A 796-nucleotide genomic window follows, 5' to 3' on the forward strand; every position below is an offset into this window, starting at 1 on the left:
TGAGTACCATCTCCATAATCCCATGAGATTTGCACGTTCTCGCTAGATGTTGCGCTAAAAGGAACCGGAGCATTGATACAAGCCTCGGTCGGTACGCTAACATTAGCCGAAGGAATTTTATTGACCGCAAAATTCACCCTATCGTTCAATAGCTTCGTGCAACGACTGTTGCCCATGTCTTTAAACCCAGCGATGTAATAAGTGTAGGAACCTACGGCCGGAGATAAAAGTTCTATGCTTTCACCCGATTGCAGAGAGTAGTTCACCCCTGCATCGGTGGGTGACGATTTAAGGGTAAAGACATAAGGCCCTACTCCCGAACCGTTGATGGTGATGTACACATTTTCGCCATCGCAGATTTTAGAAGTTGCCGAGACAATAGCCTGAGCTGGTTTTCCAAATACTACAGGGGTACCTGGAGCCACGCTTAAGCAATAGTCCTTAACGTTCAGTCCAAGGGTAGAACCGTTTTTGGTTCCCACAACGCGCGATAGGTAATACACCTTGCCGGTTGCAATGGCCTTGTTGCTGGCTACAATTCCGTTGCTTCCTTTAAAATGTAGGATGTTGCCCAAACTGGCTCCACTTTCAGTGTGCAGCACATAAAGTAAGGTGTCGTCCGAGTCGAGGACATAATCGGAAGTAGCTTGCGCAATGAGTCGATCTCCAATACAAGCAAAAAGGGTGTCTTGTACAAGACTACCAGCATCGCTAAGACAAGGACAACCATAGGAAGTGCGAAGGGTATCGGAGAACCCACAACCACTTTGATCGCTAAATCCAAACTTGTAGGGTT

General features: G+C 47.0%; 1 protein-coding gene. It reads right to left on the reverse strand.

Annotated elements, in window-relative coordinates:
* The coding region (locus FRX97_RS12280) for a hypothetical protein (protein ID WP_170227139.1) at positions 1-796 on the reverse strand (796 nt) is incomplete at both ends.

The sequence above is a fragment of the Luteibaculum oceani genome (assembly GCF_007995015.1).
In the GTDB taxonomy this organism is placed as follows: domain Bacteria; phylum Bacteroidota; class Bacteroidia; order Flavobacteriales_D; family Luteibaculaceae; genus Luteibaculum; species Luteibaculum oceani.